14 protein-coding genes and 1 tRNA gene are annotated in these 19512 nt (G+C 75.7%); 2 read left to right on the plus strand and 13 right to left on the minus strand.

Annotated elements, in window-relative coordinates; translation table 11 throughout:
• Positions 1-13: 13 nt before the first annotated feature.
• From JD79_RS02660 to JD79_RS02700, 9 genes are all read right to left on the minus strand, one after another.
• Positions 14-5371 (minus strand): PKD domain-containing protein, encoded by a 5358-nt coding sequence (locus JD79_RS02660; RefSeq protein ID WP_110004286.1) that lies wholly within the window; start codon positions 5369-5371, stop codon positions 14-16.
• A 219-nt stretch (positions 5372-5590) separates the two neighbouring features.
• Positions 5591-6208 (minus strand): DUF4352 domain-containing protein, encoded by a 618-nt coding sequence (locus tag JD79_RS02665; protein ID WP_110004287.1) that lies wholly within the window; start codon positions 6206-6208, stop codon positions 5591-5593.
• A 32-nt stretch (positions 6209-6240) separates the two neighbouring features.
• Positions 6241-7494, minus strand: a complete 1254-nt coding sequence (locus JD79_RS02670) for a DUF1972 domain-containing protein (protein WP_110004288.1) — start codon at positions 7492-7494, stop codon at positions 6241-6243.
• Positions 7495-7631: 137 nt separating this feature from the next.
• Positions 7632-9035: a sugar transferase gene (locus tag JD79_RS02675; RefSeq protein WP_110007355.1), complete on the minus strand. Its 1404-nt coding sequence runs from the start codon at positions 9033-9035 to the stop codon at positions 7632-7634.
• Positions 9036-9309: 274 nt separating this feature from the next.
• Complete coding sequence (gene pth / locus JD79_RS02680) at positions 9310-9873, minus strand: aminoacyl-tRNA hydrolase (protein ID WP_110004289.1); 564 nt, start codon at positions 9871-9873, stop codon at positions 9310-9312.
• Between the two features lie 92 nt (positions 9874-9965).
• Positions 9966-10670, minus strand: a complete 705-nt coding sequence (locus JD79_RS02685) for a 50S ribosomal protein L25/general stress protein Ctc (RefSeq protein ID WP_110004290.1) — start codon at positions 10668-10670, stop codon at positions 9966-9968.
• 290 nt (positions 10671-10960) lie between these two features.
• Positions 10961-11941: a ribose-phosphate diphosphokinase gene (locus JD79_RS02690; RefSeq protein ID WP_110004291.1), complete on the minus strand. Its 981-nt coding sequence runs from the start codon at positions 11939-11941 to the stop codon at positions 10961-10963.
• Between the two features lie 12 nt (positions 11942-11953).
• Positions 11954-13453, minus strand: coding sequence for a bifunctional UDP-N-acetylglucosamine diphosphorylase/glucosamine-1-phosphate N-acetyltransferase GlmU (gene glmU / locus JD79_RS02695; RefSeq protein ID WP_110004292.1), 1500 nt, complete (start codon positions 13451-13453; stop codon positions 11954-11956).
• Positions 13454-13542: 89 nt separating this feature from the next.
• Positions 13543-13615 (minus strand) — tRNA-Gln (locus JD79_RS02700).
• Positions 13616-13805: 190 nt separating this feature from the next.
• Here JD79_RS02700 and JD79_RS02705 point away from each other — a divergent pair.
• Together JD79_RS02705 and JD79_RS02710 are read left to right on the plus strand one after the other, a co-directional pair.
• The gene (locus JD79_RS02705) at positions 13806-14789 is read left to right on the plus strand and encodes an acyl-CoA desaturase (protein WP_110004293.1); all 984 of its coding nucleotides are present in this window, start codon (positions 13806-13808) and stop codon (positions 14787-14789) included.
• 38 nt (positions 14790-14827) lie between these two features.
• Positions 14828-15415 carry a TetR/AcrR family transcriptional regulator gene (locus JD79_RS02710; RefSeq protein WP_110004294.1) on the plus strand — a complete coding sequence of 196 codons (588 nt, stop codon included), beginning with the start codon at positions 14828-14830 and terminating at the stop codon, positions 15413-15415.
• Between the two features lie 8 nt (positions 15416-15423).
• Here JD79_RS02710 and JD79_RS02715 read toward each other — a convergent pair whose 3' ends face one another.
• The 4 genes from JD79_RS02715 to JD79_RS02730 form a co-directional block, all read right to left on the minus strand.
• Positions 15424-16383, minus strand: coding sequence for a 4-(cytidine 5'-diphospho)-2-C-methyl-D-erythritol kinase (locus JD79_RS02715; protein ID WP_110004295.1), 960 nt, complete (start codon positions 16381-16383; stop codon positions 15424-15426).
• Positions 16380-17099 (minus strand): 16S rRNA (adenine(1518)-N(6)/adenine(1519)-N(6))-dimethyltransferase RsmA, encoded by a 720-nt coding sequence (gene rsmA / locus JD79_RS02720; RefSeq protein ID WP_245899574.1) that lies wholly within the window; start codon positions 17097-17099, stop codon positions 16380-16382. The genes JD79_RS02715 and rsmA overlap by 4 nt, the downstream gene beginning before the upstream one ends.
• Before the next feature lie 145 nt (positions 17100-17244).
• Positions 17245-18354 carry a resuscitation-promoting factor gene (locus JD79_RS02725; RefSeq protein ID WP_110004297.1) on the minus strand — a complete coding sequence of 370 codons (1110 nt, stop codon included), beginning with the start codon at positions 18352-18354 and terminating at the stop codon, positions 17245-17247.
• A gap of 317 nt (positions 18355-18671) precedes the next feature.
• Positions 18672-19511, minus strand: a complete 840-nt coding sequence (locus JD79_RS02730; RefSeq protein ID WP_110004298.1) for a hypothetical protein — start codon at positions 19509-19511, stop codon at positions 18672-18674.
• Position 19512 lies beyond the last annotated feature (1 nt).

The following is a 19512-nucleotide window of genomic DNA, read 5'->3' on the forward strand; positions in this document are numbered from 1 at the left end:
GGAGCAGTGTCGGTCACGGAGCCGCCGGCGCCGTGCCCGCCTCGCCGACCCACAGCTGGTCGAACCGGACCGCGGTGGCCGCCGTGGCGGAGCTCGACACGTAGGTGTCCAGCAGCACCGTGCCGGCGCGCTGCAGCACCGCGGCGTCGTCGGTGCGGACCAGCGCCCAGGCCGCCGGCTCGGCGGTCCCGGTGGCCCACGCCTTGACCCGCAGGGTCGTGGTGCCGGTGCCGGCGGCCTCGAACCGGACGGTCAGCGAGGAGCCGGGCCGGTAGCCGCCGGGCAGGAGGTAGCCGCCGAGGATGGTGTCGACGTCGTTCACCGTCCGGACCAGCATGACCTCGACCTGGCCGTCGGCCCGGAACCGCATCTTCACCCGGTAGTCGGTCAGCCCCACGCTGCGGGCGGCCAGGCCGACGTACGCGCCACCCCCGGTGGGGGCCTGCGGGAGCGTCAGCGCGACCTGCACCGCGACGTCCTGCCGGGAGAACTGGGCGAGCGCGGCGCTGCTCGTCTGCCCGGCCGGGACCGACAGCTGGCCGGCGCCGCCGGTCACCGAGGCGTTGGCCACCGGGCCGGCGACGGCCCAGGGACCGCCGGTGTCGGCCGTGCCCCACCCGCCGGTGACCTGGCGCTCGAAGGCGTCGGCGGCCAGCGGCTGGGTGCCCGGCTGGGGCTGGGCGGCGGCGACGGTCACCGACCGGGTGGTGGTCCCGGTCAGGCCGGCCGCGTCGGTGACCGTGAGCCGCACGGTGTAGGTGCCGGCCGCGGCGTAGGTGTGCGACGCGGTGGCCCCGGTGGCGGTGCCGTCGTCACCGAAGTCCCACGCGTAGCCGGTCACGCCGGTGTCGTCGGTCGAGCCCGAGCCGTCCACGGCCACCGTCAGGGCCGACGGCGTCGCGGTGAACGCCGCCACGGGCGCCTGGTTCGTCGGCTGTGCCGCCGCGACGGTCACCGACCGGGTGGTGGTCCCGGTGGCGCCGGCCGCGTCGGTGACGGTCAGCCGCACGGTGTAGGTGCCGGCCGCGGCGTAGGTGTGCGACGCGGTGGCCCCGGTGGCGGTGGCGCTGTCACCGAAGTCCCACGCGTAGCCGGTCACGCCGGTGTCGTCGGTCGAGCCCGAGCCGTCCACGGCCACCGTCAGGGCCGACGGCGTCGCGGTGAACGCGGCCACCGGAGCCTGGTTCGGCTGCGGGGTCGGCGTGGTGCCCGTCGTGCCGGCCGGGTCGACCCGCAGGTCGTCCACGCGCACCGTGGCGGTCGCCGTCGAGCTGCCGGAGGTGTAGGTGTCCAGCGCGACCGCGCCCGGGCGCTGCAGGGCCGCCGTGGTGTCGGTCCGGGTCAGGTCCCAGGCCGTCGGCTGGGTCGTGCCGGCGCGCCACACCTTGACCTGCACGGTCGTGGTGCCCGTGCCGCTGGTCTCCAACCGCACGTTGAGCGACGTCCCCGCCGTGTAGCCGCCGGCCAGCAGGTAGCCGCCGAGGATGGTGTCCTCGTCGTTCACCGTGCGCATCAGCATGACCTCGACCTGGCCGTCGGCGCGGAACCGCAGCTTGGCCCGGTAGTCGGTGAGCCCGACCTGCTGGGTGGCGAGGCTGACGTACGTCCCGCCGCCGGTCGTCAGCTGGGGCACCGTGAGGGTGGCCTGCACGACGACGTCGGTCCGGTTCACCCCGGCCAGCCGCGCCGAGGCGCTCTGCCCCCTGGCGCCGCTGAGCTGGGCGGCCCCGCCGGTGACCGACGTGGTGCCGGACGTGGTCCACGCCCCGCCGACCTCGGCGGTGCCCCAGCCCGAGGCGACCTCCCGGCCGAACGTGTCGGCCGCGATCGGCGCGCCCGGCTGCGGACCGGCCGGGGGCGCCGTGACGGTCACCGTGCGGGTGGTGGTCCCGGTCAGGCCGGCGGCGTCGGTGACGGTCAGCCGCACGGTGTAGGTGCCGGCCGCGGCGTAGGTGTGCGACGCGGTGGCCCCGGTGGCGGTGGCGCTGTCACCGAAGTCCCACGCGTAGCCGGTCACGCCGGTGTCGTCGGTCGAGCCCGAGCCGTCCACGGCCACGGTCAGCTGCGACGGGGTCGCGGTGAAGGCCGCCACCGGAGCCTGGTTCGGCTGCGGGGTGGGCGTCGTCACCGTGCCGGCCGGCTCGACCCGGAGGTCGTCGACGCGGAGCGTCGAGGTCGCCGTCGCGCTGGCGGAGACGTAGGTGTCCAGCGACACCGCGCCCGGGCGCTGCAGCGACGCGGTCGCGTCGGTCCGGGTCAGGCTCCAGGCCGCGGGCTCGGCCGTGCCGGCCGGCCACACCTTGAGCCTGAGGGTCGTGGGCGCACCGCCGCTGGTCTCGAACCGCACCGTCAGGGCCGTGCCCGCGGCGTACCCGCCGGGCAGCTGGTAGCCGTCGAGGATGGTCTCCACGTCGTCCACGGTGCGGGCGAGCATGACCTCGACCTGGCCGTCGGAGCGGTACCGGAGCTTCACCCGGTAGTCGCTGAGCCCGACGCTCTGGGCGGCGAGGCCGACGTAGGTGCCGCCGCCGGTGGCGAGCTGCGGCATGGTCAGCGTCGCCTGGAGGGCGACGTCGGTCCGGCTCACGCCCGACAGCCGCGCCGAGGCGCTCTGCCCGGCGGCGCCGGCCAGCCGGCCGGTGCCGGCGCTGACCGAGGTCGAGCCGGAGGTGGTCCAGACGCCGCCGCGCTCGGCGGTGCCCCAGCCGGAGGCGACCTCCCGGCCGAAGGTGTCGGCCGCGATGGAGCCGGCGCCGGTCGGGGGCGCGGTGACGGTGACCGACCGGGTGGTGGTGGCGGTCAGGCCACCGCCGTCGGTCACGGTCAGCCGCACGGTGTAGGTGCCCGGCGCGGCGTAGGTGCGCGCGGCGGTCACCCCGGTGGCCGTGGTGCCGTCACCGAAGTCCCAGGCGTAGGAGCGGATCACGCCCTCGGGGTCGGTGGAGGCGCCGGCGTCGACCCGGGCGGTCAGGTCGGCGACCTGCGTGCCGAAGGCGGCGGTCGGGGCGAGGTTCTGGCCCCGGCCGAGGGCGGCGTGGTTCGCCACCTGCTGCGCCGACAGCGCGGACGGGTAGACGGCGACCTCGTCGATCCGCCCGGTGAACCACGGGGAACCGCTCCAGGAGGCGTCGCCGCCGATCCGCCAGTAACCGTTGAACGCCTGGGCGCGCATCGAACCGGTCTTGGAGGCGACGAGGGTCCCGTCGACGTACAGGGCGAGCCCGGACCGGGTCATCGTGCCCACGACGTGGTGCCAGCGGCCGTCGTTGTAGGCGGTGGAGCCGGTGACGGTCTGGGCCGTGCCGTCCCAGATGGCGAACGACAGCCGGCCACTGGTGTCCATCCAGACGTGCCGGTCGCGGTTGTCGCTCAGCCCGGTGGTGCGATCACCGAAGCCGATGATCTTGCCGCCGGCGGTGGACGTCGTCTGGAACCACGCCTCCACGCTGAACGTCTGCGGGCCGGCGACGGCCGTGCCGGTGGACGCGGTGCCGCTCGAGGTGCCGTTGAAGGTCGACGCCGTGTTGGTGTCGCCCGGGATGGCACCCGCCGCGCCGCGCGTCACGCCACCGCCGACCGTGAGGTCGCGGGTGCCGGCGTAGTCGTAGGCGATGCCGCCGGAGCCCTCGCCGAGCCACCAGTGGTCCAGGGCACCGTCGGCCGCCACCGCTCGGGCGTACGGCCGGGACGCGCCGCTGCTGGCGGCGGGCACCGTGGCGGTGACCCACGCGGAGCTCAGCCGGTTGCCCGCCGGGTCGCTGACCGTCACCAACCAGCGGTGCGAGCCCGCCGAGGCGCTGGTGTCCACGCAGCCGAACGCCGGCAGGTCCCACCACCGGGTCGGCCGGGTGGCCTCGCAGACCGGCGCGGAGGTGTCGCTGTCCCGGTACACGCGGTAGGTCAGGTTCTCGTTGTCCCGGTCGGTGACCGACGGCCAGGTCAGCCGGACGGCGCCGGGGACCATCGTGGTGGTCAGCGCGAAGGGCCTGCTGGTGGCCGGGCCGACCCGGTTGGGCGCCAGCGCCGGGACGGCGAAGCGGACGAGGCCCTGCTGGCCGACGCCGTTGACGGTGGGGAACTCCCCGCCGTAGACGACGTAGTCGCCGTTGCCGGTGACCGACCAGCCGGCCTGGAACTGGCCGGTGTAGGTGCCGGCGATGAAGTCCGGGTCCCACGGGAGGTACGAGGGGGCCGGCTGACCGACCAGGTTGGTGTTGCCGCCGCGCAGGTCGCTGATCCGCTGCACGGTCCCCGTCGCTGCCGCGGACAGCGCGTTGGCGAACATGTGCACGCGGGGCTGCTGCTCGGGGAAGCTGCCGATGTTGGCGCAGTCGTGGGCGTGCGACGCGGTGTAGACGACGGTGCTGGTCGCGTGGACCGAGTAGTGGTCACCGCGGCAGTCGGAGAACCAGACCGCCTGTCCCCCGTCGGCCCGCGCGGCGAAGGTGTCCTCGAGGTTGCCCGGGCCGCCGAAGTCGTAGCCGGTGCCGTAGACGACCCCGTTGCTGGTCGTGAGGCTGTAGATCGCGGCGTCCGGTCCCTGGTTGGTGATCCGCTGCCCGACGGCGAAGGGCCTCGTGGCGCCGGTGGTGGCGTCGAGGGCGCCGACGCCGGACGTCGCCGTGCCGTTCAGGGAGGCGAACCGGCCGCCGACGACGACCTGGTTCGTGCCGGCCAGCGTGATCGCCAAGATCTGGTTGCTGGTGCCGCCGGGCTGCGGCGCCCAGGCGGTGAGGGCGCCGGTGGCGGCGCTGACGGCGGCCAGCCGGGTACGGGCGACGGAGCCGACGGCGGTCACGGTGCCGCCGAAGTAGACGGTCGCGTTGGTCGCCGCGATGGCCGACACCTGACCGGACACGGCCGGCCGGAAGTCGGTCACCAGCTCCCCGGTGGCGGCGTTGAAGGCGGCGATGCGGCTGCGCACCTGCCCGTTGACCCGCCCGAAGTCGCCACCGACGTAGAGGCGGGAGCCGTCCGGCGAGGCGGCGAGGGCCAGGACCTGACCGTCGAGCGCCGGGGCGAAGGAGGTGATCAGCTCACCGGTGCGGATGTCGTAGGCGAGCAGGTTGCTGCGCGGGGTCTCCGCGACGCCGGGCGCGGCGCCGGCCGGGCGGGCGGTGCTGAAGTCGCCACCGACGAAGACGGTGTTGCCCACCACGACCTGGGTCCAGGCGACCCCGTTGATCTGCACGGTGGGCAGGGCGTCCGCCGTCACCGTGGCCGGGGTGGCGGGGTCGGCCGGGTTCACCGGCGCCCAGTCCGCCGAGGCGGTGCCCGGCACCGCTGCGCCGAGGACCCCGGCGAAGAGCAGGGTCGCGAGGAGGCCTGCCAGGAGAGCCCTGGGCGAGGCGGCCGTGCGTGCTGACGTCACTTGATCCCCCGTGTGTCGCGTCGAGCGCGTGGCCGTCCTCCGGCCAGGCGGATGAACACTAAGCGTGACGACAGGGGGGTCCCATCCCCCGTTACGGGGACATGTCCGCAGGTCGTGCGGAGATCTTGCGGATCCGTCATGACCCACGGTGAGGACCGCGCGAACGACAGCAGGGCCCCGGCCGGAGCCGGGGCCCTGCTGTGCGAGGGGCGGAGCGGGTCAGCCGGCGGAGCCGGTGAAGACCATGAACGGCGCTCCCGCGCGGTGGCCGACGGAGACCGTGACCGTGCCGCGGTCGTCCGGGGGGACGCTGAACACGTAGACGCCCTCGGCCGTCTCCCCCGGCTCCAGCGAGCCGGAGAAGGGGGCGTGCGACCGGTCGTCCAGCGGGGACGCGGGCACGGCGTCGGTGCCGTGGGTCAGGTCCACGGCCACCCCGCCGAGGTCGAGGATGTCGTCGGTGCCGTTGGTGATCGTCAGGGTCACCCGCAGCGCCGGCCCCGACACGTTGCCGCGGCCCTGGCCGAAGCCGTTGATCGCCTCGACCGAGGCGACCGTGGCCGTGACCCCGTCACCGGCCGCGGCCGGCTGGTCGAGGGCGACGGGGGCCTGGCGGGGCGGCAGGTCGTCGACGGCGGCCTGGGACGCCTCCGCCGGAGGGGTCGCCTGGGCCCCGGGGGCGTCGGCGCCCAGCGACGGTTCGGTGACGGTCGCCGGCGTCGAGGACGCGGTGGCGGCGGGAGAGCCGCCCGGCTCGTCGTCGTCCCCGCGCACGAGGACGAACACGGCGACCAGGGCGACCAGCGCCACCGCGGCCAGCGCGAGCAGCAGTCGCACCCGGGACGGACGGCGTCCCTCCTCCGGCCGGCTCACTGCTGGGCCGCCCGGAGGTCCTCGTCGGCCCACTGCCGCGGCTGCGCCGGGGTGGGCAGGGGGACCACGGTGCCCGCGGGCGCCGGGACGCCCGGCAGGTCGGCGTCGGTGGGCCGGCGGTGTCCGCTGGGCCGCCTCCGGGGGAAGCGGCGGGAGGCCAGGTCCTCGGCGAGGGCCTCGTAGCCGGCGGCGACCTCGTCCCAGTCGTAGCCGCGGGCGAGCTCACGGGACCGGCGGCGGTCCCGCTCGACGCGGGCGGGGTCGGCCTCGACGGCGGCCAGCTGGCGGGCGACGTCCTGCGACGTGCGGAAGAAACGGCCCGCGTCGCGCACGACCTCGCGGTTGAAGGCGACGTCGAAGGCGGTCACCGCCGCGCCGGCGCCGATGGCGCGCAGCAGCGAGGGGTTGGTGCCGCCGACCGAGTGGCCGTGCAGGTAGGTCGCGCAGTTGGCGTAGAGCTGGTCGAGCAGCCGCTGGTCCCACACCCCGCCGAGGAAGCGCACCCGCTCGTCGGCGAGGGCGTGCACGCGCCGGGTGTAGCCGTCGTTGTAGGGCGCCGAGCCGACGACGACCAGCGGCTTGCCGGCCTCGCTGGCGACGTGGCCCCGGACGATGACGTCGACGTGGTTCTCCGGCTCGAACCGCGCCACCACCAGGTGGTAGCCGCCGGGCTCGAGGCCGACCCCGGCGAGCAGGTCAGAGCCCGGGTCCACCAGCGGGGCGCCGTAGGTGAGCAGCGTGGTCGGCGCGTCGAAGGTGTCGCGGTAGTAGTCGGCGATGCCCTGGGCGTCGGCGATGAGGACGTCGGACCAGCGGACGGCCAGCGACTCGGCCACCCGGTAGTAGCGGCGGCCGGCCGGGCCCCACTTGGCGCGCTTCCACTCCAGCCCGTCGACGTGCGTGGCGACCGGGATGCGCGCCGCGCGCAGCACCGGCAGGAGCGGGGCGTTGGCCGCGTTGAAGACGATCGCTGCGTCGGTGCGGTGGGCCAGCAGGTGCCCGACCGACAGCGCGGTGTGGCTGAGGGTCTCCAGCGACCGGCGGCGGGCGGCGGGCAGGTGCACCAGCTCCATGCCGAGGTGCTCGGCCGGCGGCGGCTCCTGCGCGCCCGGGGTGGTGCGGCAGTAGACGACCACCCGGTGCCCGCGGTCGGCGAGCCGGCGGCCCACCTCCTCCACCGCCGTCTCGAAGCCGCCGTAGCGGGCGGGGACCCCGCGGGTCCCCACCAAGGCGATGCTCGTGCGGGCCATCGGTCGGTCCTCCGGGGTGCGCGTGCGAACGGGACGTCAGCGGCCTCGGGAGAGGCCGGGTCCGACGCTAGGAACGGAACGAGGGTGCGCTCGTCCCCCCGCGGGGTGGGGCGGGGGTGAGGCGCGGGTGAGGCCGGTCAGTACGCGCCGGAGCTGCTCACGACGGCGCGGACGGTCTTGACGAGGATCAGCGCGTCGAGGGCCAGCGACCAGTTCTCCACGTAGCGGAGGTCCAGGCGCACGGCCTCCTCCCAGGACAGGTCGCTGCGGCCGGAGATCTGCCACAGGCCGGTGAGCCCGGGCTTGACCAGCAGCCGGCGGCTGACCGAGGAGTCGTAGCGCTCGACCTCGGCCGGCAGCGGCGGCCGCGGGCCGACCAGCGACATGGTCCCGCCGAGGACGTTGAACAGCTGCGGGAGCTCGTCGAGGGAGAAGCGGCGCAGCCAGCGGCCGACCCGGGTGACCCGCGGGTCGCGGCGCATCTTGAACAGCAGCCCGTCGCCCTCGTTGCGGTCGAGCAGCTCGGCCAGCCGGCGGTCGGCGTCGACGGCCATGCTGCGGAACTTGAGGATGGTGAACCCGCTGCCGTTCACGCCCACGCGCTCCTGGCGGTAGAGGACCGGCCCGGGGCTGTCCAGCCGGACGGCGAGCGCGATGACCAGCAGCACCGGCGCCAGGAACAGCAGGGCCAGCGCGGCCGCGGCGCGGTCGACGCCGCCCTTGACCACCCGGCGCCAGCCCTCGAAGCGCGGCTGCTCCACCGACAGCAGCGGCAGGCCCTCGAAGGGCCGGATGTGCAGCCGCGGGCCGGCGACCTCGATGAGGCCCGGTGCGACGAGCAGCTCGGTGCCGGTGCCCTCCAGCTGCCAGGACAGCCGGCGCAGGTACTCCGCCGCGGTCTCGCTGGCCGAGGTGACCGCGACGGTGTCGGCGCCGTGGCGGGCGACCGCGGTGGCGACGTCGTCCAGTCCCGAGACGGGGACGCGCAGCGCCTCGGCCACGCTGCTGCGGCTGTCGGGCGTCACGCAGGCGGCCACGACCTCCAGGCCGGCGAAGTCGCCGCGGCGCAGCCGGGCGGCCAGCTCGGTGACCGCGCGGCCGCGGCCGACGACGACGACCCGCTTGGTGCACGAGCCCCGGGCGCGCAGCCGGCGCAGCCGGCACCGGGCGGCGTACCGGCCGGTGAGGGTGAGCACGGTGAGCGCGGGGACGGCGAGGACGACGAGGGCGCGGCTGAGGTCGAGCTGCGCGACGTAGGACACGAAGCTGGTCAGGGCGAGCAGGAGGAAGCCGGCCCGGCCGACGCGGCGGAACTCGTCGCTGCCGGTGCCGAACACCCGCTCGTCGTGGGCGCCGGCGGCGGCCAGCAGCACCGGCCAGGCGAGCACCATGACGACGGCCGGCACCAGCAGGGCCGCCCGGACGTCGGCCGACGAGGCGAAGAGCACGGTGCCGGTCGCGGCGACCGCGGCGGTCAGGTCGAGGGCGTGCAGGGCGGCCGAGTAGCGGCCCTCCCAGCGGCGCGACGGCGGGCGGGACACCGCGCGCAGGCGGCCTGCGGCGCCGCCCGGGGCGGCTCGGAGCGCCGTCGTCCGCGCAGCCGTCCCCGGTCCTGCGCCGTGGTGGTCCAGCAGCACGTCTCCCCCTCGGCTCGCGTCACTCTCGGTACGCGGAGGAGGTGCCGGTCACGGTGTGTGTCAGTTCATCGAACGCCGTGCTCGCACATCTCCCCCTGAGCACGGCTGACACTCACAGAGCGTCATGAGAGGGTCAATGCGGAGAGTGACCGGTTCACCCGAAGGGGAGACGTCGCGGTCAGGTGCGGGGGTGCACCACGTTCTGCGCCCCCTCGAGGCCCAGGGCGAGCAGCTCCTCGGCGGCGTCGGCGGCCTCGGCGACCAGCAGGTCGAGCTCCTTGCGCTCGGTCGCGGAGAAGTCCTTGAGCACGAAGTCGGCCGGGTCCTGCCGGCCGGGCGGGCGGCCGATGCCGACCCGCACGCGCAGGTAGTCCCTGGTCCCGGTCGAGCGGCTGATGGAGCGCAGGCCGTTGTGGCCGCCCTCGCCGCCGCCGCGCTTGAGGCGCACGGCCGCGAAGGGGATGTCGAGCTCGTCGTGGACGACGACGAGGTCGGCGACCGGCAGCTTGTGGTAGTCGAGCAGGCCGCGGACGGGACCGCCGGACTCGTTCATGTACGTCGTCGGCCGGGCCAGAACGACGCGGCGGCCGGCCAGGCGTCCCTCGCCGGCCAGCGCGCGGGCGCGCGCGCCCTTGCCGGCGGTGAGCTTCACGCCGGCGCGCGCGGCGAGCTCGTCGAGCACCATCGCGCCGACGTTGTGCCGGTTGCCCGCGTAGCCGGGGCCCGGGTTGCCCAGGCCCACGACGAGGAAGGGGCCCTCGGAGGGAGGGGACGCCGCAGGGGCGCCGGCGGTGCCGGCGCCCCTGCGGGTGGTGCTCTCGGTCAGCGGGGACCTCAGCTGTTCTCGGTCGACTCGATCGACTCGCCGCTGCCCTGCGCCAGCGGCTCGGGGACGACGTCGCCCTGGCCGACGCCCTCGGCGGCCGGCGCGGACTCCTCGCGCTCGATGCCGGCCTCGGCCTCGGCCTCGGCGAGCTCGGCGTCGAGCTGCTCGGCGGTCGGCGCACCGAGGAAGCCGATGACCAGCGCCTCCGGGTCGGTGACCAGCGTGGCGCCGCGCGGGAGGACGAGGTCGCCGGCGGTGATGTTCTGGCCGGCGGTGCGGCCGGTGACGTCGACCTCGATCGTGTCGGGCAGCGCCGTGGCGTCGGCCTCGATCGAGACGGTGTTGAGCTGGTGGTTGGTGATCGCGTCCACGCCGGGCTCGCCGACGACGACGAGCGGCACCTCGACGGTCGTCTTCTCGCCGCGGCGAACGGCCAGCAGGTCGACGTGCTCGTGCTGGCGGGTCAGCGGGTCGCGCTGCACCGACTTGGTGAGCGCGAGGTGCTCGGTGCCGTCGAGGACGACGGTGATCAGGGCGTTGCTGCCCCCGTTGCGCAGGACCGCGGCGAACTCGCGGGCCGGCAGGGACAGGTGGACGACGTCCTGGCCGTGCCCGTAGAGGACGGCGGGGACGCGGCCCGCGCGGCGGGTCCGGCGGGCGCTGCCCTTGCCGAACTCGGTGCGGGCCTCGGCGACGAGGCGGTGGTCAGCCACGGTGGTGTGCTCCTCGGAGGTGGGTTCTGGCGGTGGCCGGCACACGGCGCGGCACACCCCTCGGGGCACACGCACGTCGATCACGGAGTACGGACGGACCGTCTCCCTCGCCGGGCTCCCGCCGAGTGTACGCGACGCCTCCCGGGTCCCGGGCAGCAGAACGTCCGCCTGACCAGGCCCCGCGGGTCCCGGCGCAGGTCACCGGGCCGCCACGAGGCACGCCCGGACCCCCCGGGACGCCACCGCGCGGACGGGCGCCGGCGCGCCCGCCCGCCGCGGGCGTCCGCGCGCTAGCTCGCGCCGCCGAAGAGGCTGGTGACCGAGCCGTCCTCGAAGACCTCCTTGATCGCCCGTGCGAGCAGCGGGGCGATCGAGAGGACGGTGAGCTTGTCGAACTGGCGGGCCGGCTCGATCGGCAGCGTGTTGGTCACGATGACCTCGCTGACGCGGCTGTTCTTCAGCCGGTCGACCGCCGGGCCCGACAGGACGCCGTGGGTCGCGCAGACGATCACGTCGGCGGCACCGGCCTCGAAGAGCGTCTCGGCGGCCTTCACGATCGTGCCGCCGGTGTCGATCATGTCGTCGACCAGGATGCAGACCCTGCCCTCGACCTCGCCGACGACGCGGTTGGCGACGACCTCGTTGGGCCGCATCGGGTCGCGGGTCTTGTGGATGAAGGCCAGCGGGACGCCGCCGAGCTTGTCGCTCCACCGCTCGGAGACCCGCACCCGCCCGGAGTCCGGCGACACGACGGTGATGTCGCGGTCGCCCCAGCGCTCCTTGACGTGGTCGACCAGCAGGTCGAGGGCGAAGAGGTGGTCGACCGGGCCGTCGAAGAAGCCCTGGATCTGCGCGGTGTGCAGGTCGACGGTCATCAGCCGGTCGGCACCGGCGGTCTTGAACATGTCGGCGACCAGGCGGGCGGAGATGGGCTCGCGGCCGCGGTGCTTCTTGTCCTGCCGGGCGTAGGGGAAGAACGGCGCGACGACGGTGATCCGCTTGGCCGACGCGCGCTTGGCGGCGTCGACCATGAGCAGCTGCTCCATGAGCCAGGTGTTGATCGGCGCGCTGTGGCTCTGCACGATGAAGGCGTCGCAGCCGCGGACGGACTCCTCGAAGCGGACGAACAGCTCGCCGTTGGCGAACTCGTAGGCGGCCGTGGGCGTCGGCGTGACCCCCAGGTGCCCGGCGATCTCGGCCGCCAGCTCGGGGTAGGCCCGGCCGGAGAAGAGCATCAGGCTCTTGCTCGTCGTCTGTCGGATCGCGCTCATGAGCTCACTGCCTCACTGCTGGTCGTCGGCCACGGGCCGGGCCGGCTGGTCCGGGACATCGGTCGCGGGCCGGCTGGCGGCCACTGCTCCTCTGGCTGCCGACGCGGCCTGCGCGGCGGCAGTCCCAGGGCGTCGGCGTTCCACCCAGCCTGCCACATTCCGCTGACGGGCCCGCGCCACACCCATGGCTCCCGGCGGGACGTCCTGCGTGATGACCGAGCCCGCGGCGGTGTAGGCGCCGTCCCCGATGGTGACCGGGGCGACCAGCATCGTGTCCGATCCCACACGCACCTCGTCGCCGACGGTCGTGTGGCTCTTGGTCACGCCGTCGTAGTTCACGAAGACCGTCGCCGCGCCGATGTTCGACCCGCGGCCGATCGTCGCGTCGCCCACGTAGGACAGGTGCGGCACCTTCGACCCCTCGCCGACCACGGCGTTCTTGGTCTCCACGAACGCGCCGACCTTGGCGTCGGCGGCCAGCCGGGTGCCCGGCCGCAGGTAGCTGAACGGGCCGACGGCCGCCCGGGGCCCGACCTCGGCCGAGCTGCAGTGCGAGCGGACCACGGTGGCGCCCTCCCCCACCGTGCAGTCGGTGAGCGTGGTGTCCGGGCCGACGACGGCCCCGGCGGCCACGGTCGTCGTCCCGTGCAGTTGGACGCCGGGCAGCAACCGGGCTCCCGGGAGGACGGCGGCGGTGACGTCGACCCAGGTGGTCGCCGGGTCGACGACGGTGACGCCCGCGACCATGAGGGCGTCGAGCACGCGGTCGTTGAGGGTGCGCCGCCGCGCGGCGAGCTCGCGCTGGTCGTTGCAGCCGAGGACGTCGGCCGGGTCCTGGGCGGGGACGGCGGCCACGGGGGCGCCGCCCTCGACCAGCGGCGCGAGCGCGTCGGTCAGGTACTGCTCGCCCTGGGCGTTGTCGGTGGACAGCCCGGCCAGCACCCGGCGCAGCGTGGCGGCGTTGGCGACGTAGACGCCCGCGTTGACCTCGCGGATCGTCCGCTGCTCGTCGGTCGCGTCCTTCTCCTCGACGATGGCCCGCGGCGCGCCGTCGGCACCCCGCACGATGCGGCCGAGCCCGGCCGGGTCGTCGACCTCGGCGGTCAGCACGGTGAAGACGCTCCCGGCGGCGGAGTGCGCGGCCACCAGCGCACCCAGCGTGGCGGGGGTGAGCAGCGGGGCGTCGCCGTTGACCACGAGCACCGGGCCCTCGAGGTCGGGGACGGCGTCCAGCGCGACGCGGGCGGCGTGTCCCGAGCCGCGCTGCTCCTCCTGCAGCACCGGGCGGGCGTCGGGCGCGACCGCGGCCAGGTGCTCCTCGACGGCCTCCCGCCCGGAGCCGACGACGACCAGGGTGGTGCCGGCTCCCAGCGGCGCGGCCGCGGCGAGGACGTGGCCGAGCATGCTGCGCCCGCCGAGCTCGTGCAGGACCTTCGGGGTGGCCGACCGCATCCGGGTGCCCTGGCCGGCGGCCAGGACGACGACGGCGGCGACTGCCTGCTGCGGGCTCACGGAACTCCTCGGGACGGTGGGGGGCTGCTGCCGGCCGGACCTGTGCCGGCCGGACCTCTGCGGGTCGGACCCTGCCGGCCGGACCTCTGCTGGGGGACTCGGACTCGAACCGAGACTTCCCGGCTCCAAAGGCCGGCGGGCTGCCGATTACCCCATCCCCCACCGCGCGCCGTCCCCGCACGGCACCGCGTGGGACGAGCCTAGGGCGCGCGTCCGGCCCGGGCACGGGAGCCGGGGTCCCGGGGACGGGCCCTCGGAGGAGCGGCCGCTCCTACGGTGACGTAGGTTACGGCCTCGTAGCCGCCGGTCGCCGGACGCGCGCGGCCCGCGACGGACGACCCCTGGAGGCCACGTGTCCGCCCCTTCCCTCACCCGGCCGACGGCCTTCACCCCCGCGGACCCGGACCGGGGTCTGCCGGCCAACGCCTACGGGAAGGAGAAGGGCCACCTCGAGCAGCTGGTCCTGTACGTCTTCGTCGTCATCCCGTTCCTCGCCCTCGCCGCGATCGTGCCGGTCGTGTGGGGCTGGGGGATGTCCTGGCTCGACGTCGCGCTGTTCGCCGCGTTCTACTTCGTGCCCCTGCTCGGCGTGACCGTCGGCTACCACCGCTACTTCACGCACGGCTCCTTCAAGGCGACGCGGCCGCTGCGCATCGCGCTGGCGATCGTCGGCTGCATGGCGATCCAGGGTCCGGTCGTGCAGTGGGTGGCCGACCACCGCCGGCACCACGCCTTCTCCGACCGCGAGGGCGACCCGCACTCGCCGTGGCGCTACGGCACCGACACCCGCGCCCTGCTCAGGGGCATGTTCCACGCCCACCTCGGCTGGCTGTTCGACCGCCGCCAGACCAACGCCGCCCGCTACGCCCCCGACCTGCTCAAGGACCGCGGCCTGACGATCACCAGCCGGCTGTTCAGCCTGTGGGCGTTCCTGAGCCTGGCCCTGCCCGCCGCGATCGGCGGCCTGGTGACCGGCAGCTGGGCCGGCGCGTGGAGCGCGTTCTTCTGGGCCGGGCTGGTCCGCACCGGGCTGCTGCACCACGTCACCTGGTCGATCAACTCGATCTGCCACGTGGTGGGCAACCGGCCGTTCGCCTCGCGCGACCGCGCCACCAACTTCTGGCCGCTGGCGATCCTCAGCGCCGGCGAGTCCTGGCACAACCTGCACCACGCCGACCCGACCTGCGCCCGCCACGGCGTCCTGCGCGGCCAGATCGACATCAGCGCCCGCGTGATCTGGGTGTTCGAGAAGCTCGGCTGGGCGCACTCGGTCAAGTGGCCCGACCCGGTCCGCCTGGCCGCCAAGCGCGTCCCTGCCGCGAGCGCCGCCTCCTGAGCGACGCCGGGGCGCCCCGGCCCCGGCGCCGGCCCCGGATGACCGCGGCGCAGCGGCGGGAGCAGCTCGTCGCGGTCGGCCGGGAGGTGTTCGCCCAGCGCGGCTACGAGGCGACCTCGATCGAGGAGCTGGCCGCCCGCGCCGACGTGAGCAAGCCGGTCGTGTACGAGCACTTCGGCGGCAAGGAGGGGCTCTACGCCGTCGTCGTCGACCGGGAGATGGAGCGGGTGCTCGACCGCTTCACCTCGGCCCTCGCCGCGGGCGGCAGCTCGCGGGCGCTGCTCGAGCGCGCGGCGCTGGCGCTGCTCGACTACGTCGAGGAGGACACCGCCGGCTTCCGCGTGCTCTCCCGCGACTCCCCCGGGTCGTACTCCTCGCTGATCGGCGAGCTCGCCCGGCGCGTCGAGCACCTGCTGGGCGAGCGGTTGGGCGAGCGCGGCTACGACCCGCTGGTGGCCGCGCTCTACAGCCAGGCGCTGGTCGGGATGGTCGCGCAGGTGGGCCAGTGGTGGCTGGAGACCCGCTCGCCGGGCAAGGCCGAGGTGGCCGCCCGCCTGGTCGACCTCGCCTTCGCGGGGCTCTCCCGCCTCGACCCCGAGCCCGCCCTGCGGCACGGGGGCGACTGAGCCGTCGCTCAGCCCACGAGGCGGGCGCCGGGCACCGGCCCGTGCACGACGCGGACGGTGCGGAACAGGCCCTCCCCGGCGAGGACGGCGGCCAGGCGCACCGCGGCGTCCTCGTCCGCGGCGAGCGCCGCCACCGTCGGGCCCGAGCCGCTGACCACCGCGGCGGCGGCACCGGCGTCGGTGGCGCCGCGCAGGGCACGGCGCAGCGCGGGCCGCAGCGACACCGCGGGGGCCTGGAGGTCGTTGGCCAGGGCCGCGGCCAGGGCCTCGACCGGCCCGCTGCGCAGCGCGGCGACCACCGGCTCGGGCGAGGGGAAGGCGGCGCCGTCGGGCAGCCGCCCCTCGGCCCGCAGCCGGTCGAGCTCGGCGTAGACCGCCGGGGTGGACAGCCCACCCCCGGCGATGCCGAGCACCCAGTGCCACGGCCGCCGGGCGAGGACGGGCGTGAGCCGCTCCCCGCGGCCGTTGCCGATCGCGACCCCGCCGGCCAGGGAGAACGGCACGTCGCTCCCCAGCTGCGCGGCCAGGGCGGTGAGGTCGCCGCGGGTGGCGTGGGTGCCCCACAGCGCGTCGAGGGCGACCAGCGCGGCCGCGGCGTCGGCGCTGCCCCCGGCCAGCCCCGCGGCGGCCGGGATGGCCTTGTCGACGGCGATGGCGGCGTCGGGGGCGACCCCCGCGTGGTCGGCGAGCAGCTCGGCGGCCCGCCACACCAGGTTGCGCCGGTCGGTGGGCACCGGGTCGGGCCCGTCGGCGCCCTCGCCGGTCACCGTGACCGACAGCCCCTCGCCGCGGCGCACGGTCACCGTGTCCAGCAGCGAGACGGCCAGGTAGACCGTCTGCAGGTCGTGGTAGCCGTCCTCGCGCAGCGGGCCGACCGCCAGCGAGACGTTGACCTTGGCGGGGGCGTGGGCGGACACCGCGCCGTCGCCGCGGGTGTGCCCGGGGCCGCCGGCGGTCGACCAGGTCACGGCGCCGTCGCCGCCAGCCGCGCGAAGTCGGCCACCGAGAGCTGCTCGCCGCGGGTGGTGGGGTCGATGCCGGCCGCCCGCAGCCGCTGCTCGGCCGCGGCCGGGCTGCCCGCCCAGCGGGCGAGGGCCGCGCGCAGGCCCTTGCGGCGCATGGCGAACGCGGCGTCGACGACGGCGAACGTCGCGGCCCGGTCGCCCGGTGGCGGGTCGTGCCGGTCGAGGGCGACCAGCCCGGAGTCGACGTTGGGCTCGGGCCAGAACACGCGGCGGCCGACGCTGCCGGCCCGGCGGGCGGTGCCGTACCAGGCGGCCTTGACCGACGGCACGCCGTAGGCGGCGCTGCCGGGGGGTGCGGCCAGCCGGTCGGCGACCTCGGCCTGGACGAGCACCAGGGCGCGCCGCAGGGAGGGCAGCAGCTCGAGCAGGTGCAGGAGGACGGGCACGGCCACGTTGTACGGCAGGTTGGCCACGAGCGCCGTGGGAGGCGGTCCGGGGAGGTCGGTCACCCGCAGCGCGTCGGCCTCGACGACGGTCAGCCGGCCGGCGAGGTCGGGCCGGCGCGCGGCCACCGTGTCGGGCAGCAGGGCGGCCAGCCGCGGGTCGATCTCGACGGCGGTGACGGCCGCGACGGCGGGCAGCAGGCCGAGGGTCAGCGAGCCCAGCCCCGGGCCGACCTCGAGGACGACGTCGTCGGGCCGCAGCTCGGCGGTGCGCACGATCCGCCGGATGGTGTTGGCGTCGTGCAGGAAGTTCTGCCCGAGCGTCTTGGTGGGACGCAGACCGAGCTGCTGGGCCAGCTCGCGGATCGCGGCCGGGCCCAGCAGCCCGTCGGTCTGCTCGGGGGTGCTCAGCGGCGTCTCGTCAGCTGAACAGGCGCGGGCCGCAGTGCGGCCACTGACCGGCGCCGGAGCGCTGGTACAGCAGCTGCGCGCGGTGGGTCTGCTCGTCGGGCGAGGCCTGCGACGGCAGGCCTGTCCCGCCGACCGACTGCCACGTGCCGACCGAGAACTGGTAGAGGCCGTGGTACCGGCCGGTGGAGCTGACCGCGTTCGCGCGGCCGCCGGACTCGCACTGGGCCAGCGCCGCCCAGTTCAGCCCGTCGGCGGAGGGGGCGTTGCCGCTGCTGGCGGCCGGGGCCGGGCGCTCCTTGGTGCCGACGCTGACGAGCTCGTCGACCGCGGGCCGGGTCACGGCGGTGTCCAGCTGCTCGCGGGTGGTCGGCACGCCGTCGACGTAGGTGACCCGGAACGTGGTGGCCTGCTCGCCCTCCACGCCCTCCTGGGTGACGGTCCGGGTCCCCTCGAGGGCCTCGGGGTCGTCGGTCTCGACGGTCCGGTAGTCGACGGCGGCGGTGACGACCTCCTCGACCACCTGCACGCGGTAGACCTGCAGCCGCATCGCGTTGAGCAGCGGCTGGGTGGCGAACAGGCTCAGGCGGTCGTCCGGCCCGAGGCTCACGCCCTCCTCGGCCAGCAGGTCGCCGGCGGTCGCGGCCGTGGTGGTGACCACCCGGGTGCCGCCGTCGACGACCAGCGTCACGTCCTTGGGGGTGGTGATCGACAGCTCCATGCCGTCGAGCGGGAGCCGCTCGCTGCGGCTGGCCGACAGCACCATGTCCTCGGCGCGGTAGCCGAGCTGGTCGAGGGCCTCGTCCACCGACAGTGCGGTCACGTAGACCTCGCGGGCGACGCCGTCGACGGTGAGCTGCAGCGGGCGGGCGCGGTTGACCACGACCGTGTCACCGTCACCGACCGCGGCCTCGGGGGCGGGGAGGACGACGTCGTGCGACTGCGTCTGCAGCCCCTCCTCCTCGAGCACCTCCCCGACGGTGTCGGCGTAGGTGCTGACCTCGCGGGCCTGGCCGTCCACGGTGAGGGTGAGCGACTTCTGCGCGGCGAACCAGGCCACGGACCCGCCCACCAGTCCGAGCAGGACGAGGGCGCAGAGGGCGAGCTTCAGCGTTCGGGGCACGACACTTCCACGAGGTCGGGGGACCGGGCAGGGGTGTCGTGCGCGCGAACGACAGCCTCGGGGATCCCGGGACCGTCGGACGCCGCCCGGGTCGATCCCCACTCCGGCTGTCAGTCACGACACGATAACGAGCCCGGTGCGTGTGGCAACTGTGCGCACGGAGTGAAGCAGAGGGACGACGTGTCGACATGCAGCCGCGCCGACACGGTCAGTGAGGAACGCGCCGCGTGTGACGGGTGGGACGGATGCGGTTCACGAGGTCAGCTCGTGATCGAGGTCACGGTGTGACCGGTGCCGCGGCGGGGCATCCGGCGCGGTCAGCCGGCGAGCGCCCGCTCGCTGATCCGCACCGGACGCAGCCAGGTGACGAGGAACGCGGCCACGGCCAGCCCGGCGGCCAGCGCCGCGAAGCCGCCGGCCACCAGCGCCACCGGGAGCAGGTCGACGCCCTCGGTCACGCGGTCGCCGAGGTCGATGCCGGCCGCCAGGAGCAGGGTGCCCAGGGGCAGCAGGGCGAGCACGCTCGTCGCCGCCGTGACCAGGTGCGCGGTCCACGTCCGCAGCGCCTCGTCGACGGGCACGTCGGCGCCCTCGGCCGGCAGCGACCGGAGCAGCGTGCGCAGCAGCGCGGTCTCGGCCAGCAGCCAGGCCACCAGCGGGACGCCCACGGCGACCCAGCCGACGGTGTCGGCGAGGTCCCCCCGCCGCCACATCACGACCGCGACCACGACCTCCGCGACGACGACGGCGCGGGTGGTCCACAGCAGCCACAGCGAGACCTGCTCGCTGCGGCGGGGCCGGCGGGCGGGGTCCGACGGCCGCCAGCGCGGCCGCGGCCGGGTGGCCTCGGCGAGGACCACCCCGGCGAGGAGCCCGACCAGGAGGGCCGGCAGCCAGAGGAAGACCGACGCCTCGGCGAACATGACGACGCTGGCGGCGATGCCCACGAGGCCCAGCAGCAGCCCGAGCCGCCGGACCCGGCGGCCGTGCTGCGCCTGACGCTGCAGCGTGGCCACGCCCTCGGCCGTGGGGGTCGCGAACTCCACGGCCGCCGACGCGACGGCGCGGCGGCCGGCCGCCAGGGCCCACGCGCGGGCGAGCAGCACGCCGGGCACCAGGACGGCGATGAACAGCACGACGGCGATGAGGCGGCCCACG

Origin of the sequence: Geodermatophilus normandii, assembly GCF_003182485.1 — a bacterium.
GTDB lineage: Bacteria > Actinomycetota > Actinomycetes > Mycobacteriales > Geodermatophilaceae > Geodermatophilus > Geodermatophilus normandii.

Coding starts and splice junctions, on each gene's coding strand:
- JD79_RS02670 (WP_110004288.1), bottom strand. CDS start 7,494: ATGGCCCGCACGAGCATCGCCTTGGTGGGGACCCGCGGGGTCCCCGCC.
- JD79_RS02690 (WP_110004291.1), bottom strand. CDS start 11,941: ATGAGCGCGATCCGACAGACGACGAGCAAGAGCCTGATGCTCTTCTCC.
- JD79_RS02710 (WP_110004294.1), top strand. CDS start 14,828: ATGACCGCGGCGCAGCGGCGGGAGCAGCTCGTCGCGGTCGGCCGGGAG.